We start from the raw sequence: 14686 nt of genomic DNA, 5'->3' as shown, positions 1-14686 counted from the left end.
TTACCCAGCAAGTTGCTATTTTAAGATCGATCTAAATCCAGTTAAGATGGCCTTGTTTTCAATGAACAGGAGGTTTTAAAACTTTTTCTTATTGCTAAACGCGACCCGTTCTCGCCCTGCAAGCAACATCTGTGTTGGTGGATTAGACCAAACACAGCCTGCAGAGCAAAAATGGAGGATGCAAAATGGCTTGTATATTACCGATACAAGACAGGCTGTTCCGTCATTCCCCGTATGGCGTCAAAGTCTAGATTGCATTCTAAAAGCGTTGATTTTTATATATATTTTTCATTACGAGCGAATAGGCTGCCCTTATCTGTCCTGTCAATCAGATAGGGGCAGCCACATTTTCAAACTTCACACACCCGCAATCAAAACGATTGTCGCCCCATTCGTGCGAGGATGGTTCGCAGCTCTTCGACAGACTGATCAACCTCGTCCTTTTTCTTCTCAAGCTCGACCAGTTTTTCCTTGAAACGCTTGCGTAGCTTCTCCACTTCGACAGCGTCGCGGGTCTCATTTTCCCACACGCTGATCAACTGCCCCATCTCGCTCAGCGTGAAGCCGATGCGTCGTCCAAACAGGATGAGACGCAAGCGTGTATGGTCGTTGTAATCATAAAGCCGCGTCACGCCCGCACGGCGCGGATTGAGCAATCCCTTGTCTTCGTAGAAGCGCAAAGCGCGCAACGTCAGGTCGAACTCCTCCGCTAGATCGCCGATCCGGTATAGTTGACCGCCTGACTGACCTTCCTTTCGCATATTCACGCTTGTGCCGGTTAGCAAATCCGCAATTGCTAAATCTGCGACCAGCCCTGGTGCGTTAGCCTGTTTACTCATGTCCTACCCTGTTTCCGCCCCCGGAAACGCCCGGTCACCGCGCGATTGCGCGATGGAACCACTGTTGATGACAGCTCACATTGACATTGCTGTCAGTGCCGTAGCTTCGATTTACATTTTGCCGCCGCGGTTCACGCATCTTTCGTATTCGATAGATCCGCTTTTCATGCCGGGTTGCGTTTGACACGCTGAATTCAGCCCGCTCAACCATGGGATGCTATTCGGCATCCACGAAAGCACTCACTTAGCCGCATATATTAACGAGTTATTTACCACGTTTGTACAAATGTAAGCAGAGCAAATTCTTGCCTGTTGCGCTGGTGAAATTTGCTCCCGGCGGCCTCTATCATTAGAAAAAGTGAATTTATCATGGCAAATCCAGATATGGCGTCAGGTTCACGATCAATTATTGACGATTTGAATGCCCACCGCGAGCGCCGAGCGTCATCGCCTGCCATGGAAGAACTTAACCGCACGCTGGCGAGCCTTGAAAAACGCCTGATGGATCTGGAGCACGACAGCGCCCCGGACGTACGCGATATTCTGCGTTCCGAACGTCACCCAGTTCGCCATCCTGACGAGACTGTAACTGGCCTCGCCGAAATTGCCGAAAATCTGCGTCGGATGCGCGGTAGCCATGAAGAACCGCAGCCGCATTATGCCTCAAGCGCCGAGGTCAGCCGTGCCAGCCGCGAGATGACCCGCCTTCAGCGCGCCGCAAGCGAAGAAGGCTTTTCACAGCAGATGAGCGATGATTTCGAGCGTATCAACGACAGCGTACGCCTTCTCGCCGAACGCAGCAGTGAGGCAAACGCGCAGGCGCTCCGCCGCCAGCTCGAAGAGCTCCATCGCACCGTCCAGAGCCTCGCGCGCGAAGAAACACTGCATCGTCTCAACAATCGTTGGGATCGCTTCGACGCGCGTTTCGAGGCCTTCGAACAGCGCCACAACGCCGTCGATCCGGCGTTGGATGCGATCGGCTCGCGGCTTGAGCAGGTGCGCGACGCCATCGGTACGTTGCCCCAGTCGAACCGCCTGAGCGCAATCGAGGATCGCATCGGCCAGCTCGCGAATTCCATCGAGGAATCGCTCAGCCCACAACACGCGTCGTCGCTCGATCAGAGCCGTCTGCAGCAGATCGATGAGCGGCTGGACGAAATCAGCCGCGCTATCATCGCCACCAGCCGCGCCCAGCGCCCGGATCAGGACAGTGCGCGCCGACTGGAGCGTATCGAAAGCCGTTTGGCAGAGCTCGCAGAACAGCTCGCCACTTCGGCAACGCAGCAGAATTCCGATACGCTCTATCGCAAGCTCGGCGAACTTTCCTCTCGCATCGACGGCCTTTCAAGCGGCTCAGCGCTACCGGAAGGCGTCATTGACCAGCTCGCACACCAGATTAACCTGCTTGCCAATCAGGTTGGCAAGGTCATGGAGAATCTGAACCAGTCCGACTATCACGCTGTAGAGGCACGTCTTGAAGCCATCGGCGAGAAGCTCGAAGCTGCCGAGCGCCGGGTAGAGGAGCCGCATCCTTCCGTTCTGGACAAAATCGACCGCCGCTTTGCAGAACTGACCGAGCGTCTCGACGCGCAATATGCCACGCAGCATGTCGACAACAGCGCGATCCACACTCTGGAAGGCCGCCTCGACGATCTTTCGCAGCAGATTTCACTGGGTCTCCTTCAGGCGCCGACCTATGACGGCCCTGGACTGGATGTGAAGGCAATCCGCAGCCTCGAAGATCAGATTGCAAATATCGCCCATCATCTTGCGCAGCCCGTTGCCGAGCTCGCAGAATTGAAGCCGCGTCTCGTTTCCATCGAGCGCTCCATCGCCTCCAATCGCGAAACAGTGCTGGATGCAGCGCGCGAAGCTGCCGAAAGTGCTGTCGCGCGCGTTCTGCAGCATGGATCACATGGCGACAGCGTGATCGCCCGGCAACTCGCCGAAGACATGAAATCGCTTGAGGCCCTGGCGCGCAATTCCGACGAGCGCAACGGCAAGACATTCGAGACCGTCCACGACACATTGGTCAAGATCGTTGATCGTCTGGCCAGGCTTGAGCAGGACGTGGCAGGCAAATCAGACACGTCGGACACTGAAAAGTCGGCCTTCACCAGCCCCAACGCTGGATCGCCGCGTCCGTCGGCACCGCGTTCCCCGGCTGCAGCGGCAGCGGAAGCAGCTTTTGCAACCGTCCAGAGCGAAGCTGGTCCCGCCGATATGCAGGCAGGTGACTTGACCGGGAAGTCATCGCTCTTCGGCGGTTTCGCGAAAGCTATACGCGGTCGCCGCGCCGACAAATCCGTCGGAAAGAACGACGAAACACTCGAAGCCAGCGCTTTTGACGCGACGCTTGATGCGCCAGCCTTCGAAAGCGATCTTGCGGCCATCGAGCCGATCACACGCGAAGAACCGGAGCTGGAAACGACTCCATCCCCTCGCCCTCAGGGCGAAGGCATGCCGGACCTCAATTCGATTATGAAGCGGGTGCGCGAAGAACGCCGCCAGCGCGAAGACGCTGCCGATCTGGCCCTTGCCGCCAACGGCAAGGTGGACTTCATCACGGCGGCGCGTCGCGCCGCCCAGCTTGCCGCCGCTGAATCCGAACAGCTTCAGAAGGGCACGACCAAGCGCACTGGTAAGAAAAAGTCATCAGTCGGCGACATGATCCAGCGCCAGCGCAAGCCGATCCTGATGGCAATCGGTGCTGTGATGATCGCGATGGCTGGCCTGCAGATCGGCTCAGCTTTCCTCAACCGCGACGAGCCGGTGGAAGCCGCACTTGATACGGTGCCGCCTCAGATCGACACAACTGCCGCCGATAATACACCTGCGCCAGCCGACGAAATCGCTGCAAAAATCGCGTCGGACACCACACCTGCCCTCGAACAATCCGCGGAAACCACGCCCGTAATCGCAGAGCCCCGCGCGGAAAAAATTGCGCAGGAAGAAATCCCGAAACTAGCGAACGAGCAACAGGCAGCGGTCGAAATCCCCACACAGATTGAACAGCCTGCCGCAGCAACCGGAACAACCGTCCATCCGGTAGCCCCTGCGGAAACGGCTACATCAACCGAACCTGCCGCACAGCCTCAGGCCACCATTCCGTCTGTACCGGAAGAAGCCGGTCCGGCAGCGCTTCGCGAGGCTGCAGCCAAGGGCGACGCCCGTGCCCTCTTCGAGGTCGGCAATCGCTACATGGAAGGTCGCGGCGTTGCTGCCGACTTTGCCAAGGCGGCGAAATGGTATGAGATTTCTGCAGGTCAAGGCTTTGCTCCCGCGCAATATCGTCTCGGCAACTTCAACGAGAAGGGCCTTGGCATGGCCCGCGATCTCGAAAAGGCCAAGACCTGGTACCAGCTTTCAGCGCAACAGGGTAACGCCAGCGCGATGCACAACCTCGCCGTCCTTTTCGCAACCGGTGCCAACGGCAACCCTGACAATGCTTCCGCCGTGCGCTGGTTCACCGATGCCGCCGAACTCGGCGTGAAGGACAGCCAGTTCAATCTTGGAATCCTTGCGGCCAAGGGACTGGGCATGCCGGTCAATCTGGAAGAAAGCTACAAATGGTTCTCGCTCGCCGCCAATGCTGGTGACAAGGATGCTGCCGACAAGCGCGACCAGATTGCCAAGGCATTGAAACCGGAACAGCTTGAACGCGCCAAGGATTTAGTCAAGCTCTGGAAGGCCAAGCCGCTCGACCAGGCAACCAACTCCATCGACGTCCCGGATGCTTGGACCGAGAGCAAACCGCTCACCACCGGCTCGGTGGATATGAAGAAGGCTGTTCGTAACATCCAGCTTATTCTCCAGAAGAACGGCTACGACGTCGGCACCGCCGATGGCTTGATGGGCGGCAAGACCCGCGCTGCAATTGCTGCCTTCCAGAAGGCGAATGGCCAGACGCCGACCGGTGACGTTGACCAGAAACTGGTCCAGCTTCTTCTCGAGAAGAACAAGTAACGCATTGAAGTAAATCGGATTTTTCGAGGGCAGCAGATGCTGCCCTTTTTTCGTTTTGGCCACAAGCGTCTGAAAGAAGTGACAGGTTGAATCGACTCGTTGAGCCTTATTATCTAAGCCCTATCAACGAGGGATAGACGATGCTCTTGCACGTAAACAACGACATGGAAAACGGGATCATCGCGAAGATTCCCCTCGCGCTCGACAAGGACATCAAAAACTTCCAGGGAGATGCGATCGACTTTGAGATTTCCTCTGGCGACAAGCAACTTATCCCTGCCGAGGATATTCATCCGTACAAATCCATTTTCAAAGTCCTATCCGGCAGTTTCGAGCTGAAGAACATCTTCATAGGCGTGTCGTTCAATGCGAATTTCACCACACCAGACGGCAAAAAGACCTGTCTCACACGGTCCAGCCCGATGGAAGAATGGAATGTCATGAATGGCAACTACTATGCCGAAAGCATGAACTGCTTTGGTTTCAAGTCCAGCAGCCGCTTTGCTGGAAACTTCAGCGTAAACCTGACCAATCCCTATCTTTATATTATAAAGAACGGCAGCCTGACCGACAGTAAAATGTCCGACAACATTTCGATCCGTGCACAGTTTTACCCATCGTCTGGCCATTCCATCATCACGCCGAAAGAAGATATCAATATCGTCATCAGCAACCGACAGAATGCCATCGACTGATCGGCAGTGCATCGTGGCCAGATTGCGCTCATGTATTTCCTATATATTCTATGGGATTATACCAACAATGACTGTTTTAAGCTCTCTTCAAGGCTCTTTTTGTTGTTCTTAAACAACACCTAGCATTTTTCCTCGAATAGAGTTTCGCGAGATAACTTTATCAGCAATCGGCGTTTGACTTCGCGATGGCGACAGAGCAAGACATTATGAGGAGTGGTCGGGCTGAAACTCACGTGTGAAGTTAAGCCTAACTACTTGTTTTCATGCATTTCCGCACGCAGAACAGTTTCATAATTTTGCCGGAGATGTTTTAGTAGAGTGAAACATCTTGCGGAGAAGCGCGACCGCAAGCAACTGTGTGTCATGCGTTCGTGAAAGCCGGGTTCGGAATTGGGTATTTATCTTCCCATTGCGGAATTATCGGTCAACATGCTGGTTCTTCTCGGCATGGGCGCCGCCGTGGGTTTTCTCTCCGGACTGTTCGGCGTCGGCGGCGGCTTTCTGATCACGCCGCTTCTGATCTTTTATAACATTCCACCTGCAATCGCGGTCGCCACCGGTGCCAATCAGGTCATCGCCTCGTCGGTTTCCGGCGCACTGGCGCATTTCAAACGTCGCACGCTCGATATCAAGCTCGGCCTGTTTCTCGTGGCGGGTGGTGTATTGGGTTCCCTTGTCGGTATCTTCGTGTTCTCGTGGCTGCGCGATCTCGGCCAGTTGGACCTGATCGTTTCCATCCTCTACGTCTTCTTTCTCGGCACTGTCGGCGGTCTGATGCTGGTGGAAAGCCTGCGCGCCTTGCGCCGTGTGAAGAAGGGACAAGCAGGTGCTGTGCGGCGATCCGGCCAGCATACGTGGATACACCGCCTGCCATTCAAGATGCGGTTTCGCGCCTCTACCATCTATGTCAGCATCATTCCGGTTCTCGGCATCGGCTTCTTCATCGGCCTTCTGTCATCGGTGATGGGTGTCGGCGGCGGTTTCATTATGGTTCCGGCGCTCATCTATCTGCTGCATGTTCCGACAAATGTGGTTGTCGGAACCTCGCTGTTTCAGATCACCTTTGTGACCGCAGTCACGACCGTCCTGCAGGCAACGACCAACCAGTCCATCGATATCGTGCTTGCTTTCCTGCTGATGGTTGGCGGCGTGATCGGTGCGCAATATGGCGCACGCGCGGGCCAAAAATTGCGCGGCGAACAGTTGCGCCTTTTGCTGGCGCTTCTCGTGCTTGCCGTTGGCCTGCGCCTCGCCTTTGGCCTGTTCGTGCGGCCCGACAATCTGTTTTCCATTTCGATTGCGGATATCTGACATGCGGAGCCTTACGCTTTCCTCCGCATTGATGTTCCTTCTAATGACGGGAAGCGCACTGGCGCAGGTCGATTCCAGCGGCAACGGCAACACGGTTCCGCAATTGCAGAACCCTGCGGATGAAACCATCGAAATCGGACTTTCAACCGAAACCATCGCCATCACATCGAATTTCGGCGGCACTGACCTCACCATATTCGGCGCGCTCGACAATGCCGACCCGATGATCCAGCGACAAGGCCGTTACGATATCATCGTCGTGCTGCAAGGCCCCTCGCGCGATCTCGTGGTGCGCAAGAAGGACCGTTATCTCGGTGTCTGGGTGAATTCGGATTCGGAAACCTTCATGGGCGTGCCGCTCTCCTACTCGCTGGCCTCTACCCGCAATCTGCAGGACATTACCGAAGAGAAAATCTACCGACAACTTTCGGTGGGCGTGCGCAACTTCTATCTCGTCCCGGAAGATCCGGGCAGCCTGTCGGGCAATATCCCGACATTTGGCAACGAACTGCGCGAAATGAAAATCCGCCAGGGCCTCTATACGCAGCGCATCGGGGGTGTGGAGTTCATTTCCCGCACCTTGTTTCGCGCCACATTGAACCTGCCCGCCAATGTGCCGGTCGGGCGCCACAAGGCTCGGGCGCTTCTGTTCCGCAACGGTGTTTTTTTGCGTGAAGCCAATGCCAGTCTGGAAATCGTCAAGGCTGGTTTTGAACAGAGCATCTACAACGCCGCCCACCAGAACAGCTTTCTCTACGGCCTTTTTGCCGTTTTCCTTGCCGTCTTCACCGGCTGGTTCGGACGCATTCTGTTCCGCAGGGATTAACCCCCATAAAGCGCACCGCGCGCAATCGGGTAAACCTTACCCTGTCCCAGCATATAGGCGCGCAGGGTCTCGTCAGCGAACAGCCCTCGGAAAGCGCGATCCAGAATATTCAGCGCACCCGTATAGGCTCCGAAAGCAGGCATGATGAGCCTTTCCCCGTCGCTAACAAAACAGGGGCGGCGTACTGATCGTCCACGTCGCACGATGCGGGCCGCGGGGTGAAGGTGCCCTGCAATCTCGCCCTGCCCGGCCTTGCGCGATGGTTCATGCCGGAAGGTAAGCGGCCCGACTGCCAGTTCCTCCACACAATCGCCCGGCAGGTCGACCGGGCGATCCGGATCATGATTGCCAGTGATCCAGAACCAGTCCCGATGCTCCATAAGCGATTTCAGCCGGATGGCATAAAGCGACGGCAGGCGTTCGCTGGCCGTCGCATCGTGAAAACTGTCGCCAAGGCTGATGACGGTTCGCGGCTGATAACGCGCGATGGCCAGCGCCAGCATGTCGAGCGTCGCTGCTGTGTCATAAGGCGGGATGAGCTGGCCGCGCCGGGCAAAGGATGAACCTTTTTCCAGATGCAGATCGGAAACGATCAGCATATGGAGATCAGGCAGGAACAGTGCACCGGATGGATCGCACACGGCTGCAACGCCACGCACTTCCGTATGGGCCAGACTGTAGGCCTCTCCATTGCCCCACACGGCAGTCTTCATTGCATCGCCTCTTTGATCAGGTCGTCTGCGGCCTCTTCAAGCAACATTTCATCGCCATCGCCTGCCACACGCTCGCGTCCGATTTCGAGCATCACAGGCAGCGCCAGCGGTGAAATCCTGTCGAGCGGCTTGTGCAGGAGATGACCTTTCACACGCGCCAGCATGTCGCCAAGACGCTTGATATCCAGAAGCCCGGTCGCGGCATCCGCGCGCGTCGCCTGCAGCAATATGTGGTCCGGCTCATGGGTCCGCAGCACGTCATAGATCAGGTCGGTGGAAACCGTAACCTGACGGCCCGTTTTCTCCTGTCCCGGATGACGGCGCTCGATAAGCCCTGAAATCACGGCACAATTGCGGAAAGTGCGTTTCAAAAGGTAGCTTTCATCAAGCCAGGCTTCGAGATCATCCCCCAGCATATCCTCGTCAAACAGACGGGTGAGATTGAGCTTTCCCGTGCCGATCAGCGCGCCCATATCCTTGAGGCCCCAAAGCCCCAGCGAATAATCGGTAGCGACAAAGCCAAGCGGATGCGCGCCCATGCGTTCCAGACGGCGCGTCAGCAACATGCCGAGCGTTTGATGCGCCAGCCTGCCCTCGAACGGATAGGCGACCATATAGAAGCGATTGCCGCGCGGAAAGGTTTCGATCAGCAGCTCATCCGTTGCAGGCAGCACGGATTTCCACTGCTGCACTTCCAGCCATTCCCGCACCTGTTCCGGCAAAAACTGCCAGCGCGTGCGGTCGGCAAGCATGGCGCGCACCTGCGCGGCGAGATAGGTGGAAAGCGGAAACTTGCCGCCTGCATAGACAGGAATCTTGGCATCCTGCCCGGCAGCATTGGAGGCGATGCATTCGTTCTCACGGATGCCTTCAAACCGCAGAACCTTTCCGGCAAACAGGAACGTGTCGCCAGCAGTGAGCGTCTCAAGGAAATATTCCTCGATGCGACCAAGAACACGTCCGCCGCGCGCATTTCCGCCCTTGCCGCCACGAGTAAGCCGGACATTGAGCTCCGGCGCTTCGACAATCGTGCCGATGTTGAGCCTATATTGCTGCGCAATGCGCGGATTGGAAACCCGCCAAGTGCCGTCCACGGTCTTGCGGATTTTCGCGAACCGTTCATAGGTCTTGAGTGCGTAGCCGCCGGTCGCCACAAAATCCAGAATGCGGTCGAACGTGTCTCGCGGAAGGTTCGAATAGGGTGCGGCACTCTGCACCTCACGATAAAGCTGATCGGCGTTGAAAGGCTCGGCACAGGCCATGCCGAGCACATGTTGCGCCAGCACATCCAGCGCCCCATCGATCAGGGGTGGCGTATCCTGCGCACCCAGATAATTGGCATCAAGTGCGGCGCGACACTCCATCACCTCGAAGCGATTGGCGGGTACAAGAATGGCGCGGCTTGGCTCGTCCATGCGGTGATTGGCACGGCCAATGCGCTGCGCAAGGCGACTGGCCCCTTTCGGTGCGCCGACATGAATGACTAGATCGACATCACCCCAGTCGATCCCGAGATCAAGCGTCGAAGTCGCTACCACAGCCCGCAACGTGTTGGCGGCCATGGCCTGCTCGACCTTGCGGCGCTGGCTGGCATCGAGCGAACCGTGATGCAGCGCAATGGGCAGCGTGTCCTCGTTGACCCGCCACAGCTCCTGAAACAGCATCTCTGCCTGACTGCGCGTATTGACGAATAAAAGCGTCGTGCGGTGCTGGCGGATCGCCTCGTAAATGTCAGGAATAGCATAACGTGACGAATGGCCTGACCATGGCACCCGTTCGTCGGAATCGAGAATGGTGATTTCCGGCTTGGCTCCGCCGTCCACCGTCACAAGTCCGGCCATCGGCCCGGTGCTGTCCTGTTCCACCAACCAGCGGCGCAGTTCATCGGGCTCAGCCACCGTTGCGGAAAGGCCGATGGTCTGCAATTGCGGCTGCAGGCGGCGCAGCCGCGCCAGCCCCAGCGCCAACAAATGCCCGCGCTTGGAAATCACCAGCGAGTGCAATTCGTCCAGCACCACATAGCGCAGCCCCTTGAAGAACTGTTCCGAACCTTTGGATGCGATCAACAGTGCAAGCTGCTCTGGCGTGGTCAGCAGAATATCCGGCGGTGCCAGCTTCTGCCGCTGGCGTTTGTGCGCAGGCGTATCGCCGGTCCGGGTCTCGATGGTGATGTCGAGACCCATTTCCTCGACCGGCACCGTCAGATTGCGATGAATATCGACGGCCAGAGCCTTCAGCGGCGAGATATAAAGCGTATGCACGCCGCGCTTCGCCATACCCGGCTTTTTACGGCCATTTCGTTCCAGGTCCACCAATGCAGGCAGAAACCCGGCCAGCGTTTTACCTGCCCCGGTGGGCGCAATCAGAAGCGTGGACTGGCCCTGTTCAGCACGGGCCAGAAGCTCAAGCTGATGCGCGCGCGGCGACCAGCCCTTGGCCGCAAACCATTCAAGAAAACGGTCCGGCAAGGGAAAAGCGGCAGATGCGGCGGCGGGTTTCAGGTTCAGTGTCACGCCGTCAATCTAATCGCAGCGAGGCAAGCCGCCAAGGTGTTTGTTCACTTTTGTTCTCATTTTGTCAGCAGATGCAAGTTCCCTCTCTTTTCGGCGCGAACTTCGTGACCTATCTTGAAACCATGCGTTTCAACCAGCTTCTCTGCTCCTCTCCCAAAGGTCTTTATTGCCCGCCCGGCGATTTCTACATCGACCCCGTGCGTCCGGTGGAACGCGCGCTCATCACGCACGGACATTCCGATCATGCCCGCTCGGGCCACACCCATGTACTGGCAACGCCCGAAACGCTCGACATCATGGCGCTACGCTACGGCGCGAACTTCTCCGAAACCACGCAACCGATAGGCCTCGGTGAAACCCTGACGATCAATGGTGTCCGGGTCAGTTTTCATGGCGCAGGCCATGTGCTCGGTTCGGCCCAGATCGCAGTGGAGAAGGACGGAACCCGCATTGTCGCTTCGGGCGATTACAAGCGCGCAGCCGATCCAACCTGCGCACCTTTTGAGCCGGTCGCCTGTGATGTCTTCATCACCGAAGCAACCTTTGCGCTGCCAGTGTTTCGTCACCCTGATGCGTCACACGAGATCGCAACGCTTCTCAAATCAATCCGGCAATTTCCTGAACGCGCGCACCTTGTCGGTGCCTATTCGCTGGGCAAGGCGCAGCGGGTTATCAAACTCATACGCAACGCAGGCTACTCGGAACCGATCTATATTCACGGTGCACTGGAAAAGATGTGCGATTATTACCAGGCACAAGGTATCGATCTCGGTCCGCTTGAACCGGCAACCCTGGAACGTGACGAAGCGCAGCCGGATTTTGCAGGCAAGATCATCGTCGGTCCTCCATCGGCTTTTTCCGACCGTTGGGCGCGGCGTTTTCCCGATCCCATTTCGGCCTTCGCCTCCGGCTGGATGCGCATCCGCCAGCGCGCCAAGCAACAGGGCGTTGAACTGCCACTCATCATTTCCGACCATTGCGACTGGGATGAACTGACGGCGACCATAACGGAAATCGCACCTGCCGAAGTGTGGGTCACGCATGGACGCGAGGAAGCGCTTGTTCGCTGGTGCGAGTTGCAGAACATACCGGCCAAGCCGCTGCATCTCATCGGCTATGAAGATGAGGGCGATTGATGCGTGCTTTCGCTGAACTTCTTGACCGGCTGGTTCTGACACCGCAGCGCAACGGCAAGCTTCGTCTGCTTATTGACTATTTCCGTGCTACTCCCGACCCGGATCGCGGTCTGGCATTGGCGGCAATCACGCGCGATCTCGAACTGCAAAGCGTGAAGCCCGCCATGCTGCGCGCACTGATAGCCGAGCGCACCGATCCCACACTCTTTGCCTATTCCTATGATTATGTGGGAGATCTCGCCGAAACGATTTCGCTCACCTGGCCCGGCCCCAGTGAAACCGCGCCCGGCGCAAATCTGCCACTTGGGATTGTGGTGCATGAATTGCGGCTTGCGTCGCGCCGCGAAGGCCCGATGCTCGTGGCCGGATGGCTCGATCTGCTCGGCATTTCCGAACGTTATGCACTGTTGAAGCTCGTCACCGGCGGTTTGCGCATCGGGGTTTCGGCCCGTCTGGCCAAACAGGCTCTTGCTGATTTCGGCGACGTCGACATCGTGGAAATCGAAGAACTCTGGCACGGCCAGTCACCGCCTTATGAGGCGCTTTTCGCCTGGCTTGAAGGTCGCGGTGAAAAGCCTGCTGCCACCGCGGCCGCACCGTTTCACCCCGTCATGCTGGCGACAGCACTCGACGAAGCTGAAATCCCCTCGCTTGAGGCATCCGCCTACAGCGCCGAATGGAAGTGGGACGGCATTCGCGTTCAGGCTGTCGCGGAAAGCGGTGTACGCCGCCTCTACTCGCGCACCGGTGACGATATTTCCGGCGCATTCCCGGACATTCTGGAGGCCATGGATTTCGAAGGTGCAATCGATGGCGAATTGCTTGTCGGTCATCACGGCGAAACCGGCATAGAAACTGCCACGTTTTCCGATCTCCAGCAAAGACTGAACCGCAAGACCGTGAGCGCGAAGCAGTTACGCGACTATCCCGCTTTTGTGCGGGCCTATGATTTGTTGCAGGACGGGAACCAGCAGACTGGCGAAGACCTGCGCGCCTTGCCTTTCTCCGAGCGCCGTGCCCGCCTGCAAGGTTTCGTCAGCAAGCTCGACCCTCGCCGCTTCGATCTTTCGCCAATACTGCCTTTCGCTGACTTCGAGGAATTGGCGCAGTTTCGCGCCAATCCACCCCATCCCGTCATCGAAGGCGTCATGTTGAAACGCCACGACAGCACTTACCTGCCCGGACGCCCGAAAGGGCCCTGGTTCAAATGGAAGCGTGATCCGTTCACCGTCGATGCCGTGATCGTTTATGCCCAGCGTGGACATGGCAAGCGCTCCAGCTATTATTCAGATTTCACCTTTGCCGTCTGGACGGGACCGGAAGGCGAGCCAGTGCTGGTGCCGGTTGGCAAAGCCTATTTCGGCTTTACGGACGAAGAATTGAAATTGCTGGACAAGTTTGTGCGCGAGAACACCACCGAGCGCTTTGGGCCGGTTCGGTCCGTGCGTGCCGAGCCCGATCATGGCCTGGTGGTGGAAGTTGCTTTCGAGGGTCTCAATCGCTCCACGCGCCATAAATCCGGCGTTGCCATGCGCTTTCCGCGTTTCTCACGGCTTCGCTGGGACAAGCCGCCCCGCGAAGCGGACCGGCTTGAAACACTGGAAAAGCTGCTAAGTTGATTATTCAGCCGCCGTCGAAACGCGGATTTCATAGATATTCACCGGCTTGCCGGAACCGCTCAAATCTGAGTTGACCGTGATCGTGCCTGCGCGACCTGCCTTCTGGCCGGACGAAATATCCATATCGAAAAGGAAGTCGCTCACGGAATCGCGAACGTCGTAGCGCCTTCGCCCACAATCGCCAAGACCGCCGAAATCACAATTGACTGACATCTGGGTCGTCTTGCCATCATCCGCTCGCGCAACAATGTCGAAGGTCGCCTTCTTGCCTTCCAGCTGGTTCAAAATGCCTTCGCCCACATCGAATGTGACCGTATCTTCGGCACCGGAAGATTGTACACGTGCAAAACTGCGTGTGCCTTCCTGCCTGATTTCCGCCGTCGCACGTCCCTTGACGGACATTCGTGTTGCCTCAGATGGCTGGAAAATCGTGATCCATTTCAATCCGCCGGGCTCTTCGCCTTCTTTCAAAGGCGCAATACTGCCATCGCTATGCAGCGGATTGTTCGCCGGTCCACGGCTCAAATCGATAAAGCTGTTATAGAGCGAATAACCGATGAAAGCGGCAACAGCGAGCACAAGCGCCGGAATACCATAGCTATAGAAAGGCGAATGGCGTTTCTTTTTCCTGCGGTCCTTACGCGAAACGCCGCCCTCATAACCGAGATCGGCATTGCTGCGCTTCTTCTGCCGCGAGGTCGCACGGATGTCGCTGGTATCGAGCGCAGGCGATGCCTCTTCCGCCTTACCGCCAAGGATCGGATCTTCCCTGTGCGGAGCATCAAGTGACGGGTCGTGACGCTCAGTCTTGTCACCACCGGTCTTGAATTCCTGTTCAATGTGCGAGATCGCGTCCTTTAGCTTTTGGCGGCGCTGTTCCTTCTGCACATCGCTGAGCGCGGTATTTGCCGCAAGAGCGCGCTCATGCGCACCCCAAGCGGACTCATAGATTCGCTGGCGGGTCGCCGGATTATGCGCATCCGCCTTGGCAAATGCATTCCTGATCGCGCGCTCAATACTTTCCAAAGGTTGCTCTTCCCTTGTTCGTTCTTCCCGCCGTTTCGTCAC

At 57.2% G+C, this 14686-nt stretch carries 10 protein-coding genes; 6 read left to right on the top strand and 4 right to left on the bottom strand.

The window, feature by feature from the left end; all coding sequences use genetic code 11:
• Nucleotides 1–371: 371 nt before the first annotated feature.
• Entirely contained in the window at nucleotides 372–839 is a 468-nt protein-coding gene (locus ABDF71_RS22050) for a MerR family transcriptional regulator (protein WP_029376010.1), read from the bottom strand.
• A gap of 369 nt (nucleotides 840–1208) precedes the next feature.
• On the opposite strand from ABDF71_RS22050, the gene ABDF71_RS22045 reads away from it, so the two are divergent.
• From ABDF71_RS22045 to ABDF71_RS22030, 4 genes are all read left to right on the top strand, one after another.
• Nucleotides 1209–4805, top strand: a complete 3597-nt coding sequence (locus ABDF71_RS22045; RefSeq protein WP_258124856.1) for a peptidoglycan-binding protein — start codon at nucleotides 1209–1211, stop codon at nucleotides 4803–4805.
• Nucleotides 4806–4945: 140 nt separating this feature from the next.
• Nucleotides 4946–5500: a hypothetical protein gene (locus ABDF71_RS22040; RefSeq protein WP_500061807.1), complete on the top strand. Its 555-nt coding sequence runs from the start codon at nucleotides 4946–4948 to the stop codon at nucleotides 5498–5500.
• A 429-nt stretch (nucleotides 5501–5929) separates the two neighbouring features.
• Entirely contained in the window at nucleotides 5930–6811 is an 882-nt protein-coding gene (locus ABDF71_RS22035; protein ID WP_029376011.1) for a sulfite exporter TauE/SafE family protein, read from the top strand.
• A gap of 1 nt (nucleotide 6812) precedes the next feature.
• A complete protein-coding gene (locus ABDF71_RS22030) occupies nucleotides 6813–7637 on the top strand; it encodes a TIGR02186 family protein (protein WP_010659221.1) in 825 nt (274 codons plus the stop codon).
• Here ABDF71_RS22030 and pdeM read toward each other — a convergent pair.
• Together pdeM and ABDF71_RS22020 are read right to left on the bottom strand one after the other, a co-directional pair.
• Complete coding sequence (pdeM, locus tag ABDF71_RS22025) at nucleotides 7634–8350, bottom strand: ligase-associated DNA damage response endonuclease PdeM (protein WP_029926544.1); 717 nt, start codon at nucleotides 8348–8350, stop codon at nucleotides 7634–7636. The genes ABDF71_RS22030 and pdeM overlap by 4 nt on opposite strands.
• A complete protein-coding gene (locus tag ABDF71_RS22020; RefSeq protein WP_258124859.1) occupies nucleotides 8347–10863 on the bottom strand; it encodes a ligase-associated DNA damage response DEXH box helicase in 2517 nt (838 codons plus the stop codon). Before ABDF71_RS22020 ends, pdeM begins: the two co-directional genes overlap by 4 nt.
• A gap of 122 nt (nucleotides 10864–10985) precedes the next feature.
• On the opposite strand from ABDF71_RS22020, the gene ABDF71_RS22015 reads away from it, so the two are divergent.
• Nucleotides 10986–11999 carry a ligase-associated DNA damage response exonuclease gene (locus ABDF71_RS22015; RefSeq protein ID WP_151615275.1) on the top strand — a complete coding sequence of 338 codons (1014 nt, stop codon included), beginning with the start codon at nucleotides 10986–10988 and terminating at the stop codon, nucleotides 11997–11999.
• A complete protein-coding gene (locus ABDF71_RS22010; protein ID WP_500061806.1) occupies nucleotides 11999–13618 on the top strand; it encodes a cisplatin damage response ATP-dependent DNA ligase in 1620 nt (539 codons plus the stop codon). The genes ABDF71_RS22015 and ABDF71_RS22010 overlap by 1 nt, the downstream gene beginning before the upstream one ends.
• Here the strand turns inward: ABDF71_RS22010 and ABDF71_RS22005 are convergent, their stop codons facing one another.
• Nucleotides 13619–14644: a hypothetical protein gene (locus ABDF71_RS22005; protein WP_012093378.1), complete on the bottom strand. Its 1026-nt coding sequence runs from the start codon at nucleotides 14642–14644 to the stop codon at nucleotides 13619–13621. It lies immediately after the preceding gene.
• Nucleotides 14645–14686 lie beyond the last annotated feature (42 nt).

Origin of the sequence: Ochrobactrum sp. WV_118_8 (assembly GCF_039631535.1) — a bacterium.
Taxonomy (GTDB): Bacteria; Pseudomonadota; Alphaproteobacteria; order Rhizobiales; family Rhizobiaceae; genus Brucella; species Brucella anthropi.
This window is presented reverse-complemented; position numbering and strand designations above follow the sequence as displayed.